Origin of the sequence: Mesorhizobium sp. M7D.F.Ca.US.004.01.2.1, from assembly GCF_003997785.1 — a bacterium.
Classification (GTDB): domain Bacteria; phylum Pseudomonadota; class Alphaproteobacteria; order Rhizobiales; family Rhizobiaceae; genus Mesorhizobium; species Mesorhizobium loti.
Genome location: NZ_RZRQ01000727.1, coordinates 1 through 700, shown reverse-complemented (window position 1 = coordinate 700; position 700 = coordinate 1). Strand labels below are relative to the sequence as shown.

Sequence of the window (700 nt, the reverse complement as noted above, 5' to 3'; positions counted from 1 at the left end):
ATGCCAAGACCTACGGTCTGTACCCGCGCAAAGGTACAATCGCAATCGGTTCGGACGCTGATATCGTGCTTTGGGATCCGCACCTGTGCAGGACCATCCACCAGACGGATTTGCATCATGGTTGCGACTACACGCCCTTTGAGGGGATGGTCGTCACCGGCTGGCCGGTAACCACGATCTTGCGCGGCAACCCCATAATAAAGGACCGTGTACTTGTTGGCCCGGCAAAGACCGGGCAATACTTGGAACGAAGCAGATCGATATACGCGTCGAAGGCCACGCATTGAACGAGAAAAGATCGAGGACGTTTTGGTAGAAAGCAAAAGCAACGCCGATAGGACGCGATCCCAAGTCGTGCGGCGAAACGAGAACGAAGCGGACGTCCCGTCCCGCGTGACCAAAACCAATTACAACCTGTCACAGATCGCCTATCGAGCGGTCTCGGAAGCCATTCACTCCAGTCGACTGCGCGGCGGTGAAGTGATCGTCGAAGGCAAGCTCTCCGAGGCTCTCGGCGTATCGCGCACACCGATGCGTGAAGCGCTTCAGCGCCTTGAAGGCGAAGGGCTGGTGGTCAAGGTGGCCAATCGTTCCTTCATGGTGAGGCATGTGGACTTCAGCGAGTACATGCACAGCCTGAAGGTTCGCGAAATCCTCGAACCTGAGGCGGCAGTGCAGGCGATCGGCCGGATTTCACCAG

At 57.3% G+C, this 700-nt stretch carries 2 protein-coding genes; both read left to right on the top strand.

Annotated features, from left to right (window positions below; all coding sequences use genetic code 11):
• A partial coding sequence (locus EN993_RS36470) for an amidohydrolase family protein (protein WP_164758088.1) occupies window positions 1–287 on the top strand: 287 nt, incomplete at its 5' end.
• Window positions 288–393: 106 nt separating this feature from the next.
• Window positions 394–700 (top strand): GntR family transcriptional regulator (locus EN993_RS36465; RefSeq protein WP_245469090.1); only part of this gene is annotated, 307 nt, incomplete at its 3' end.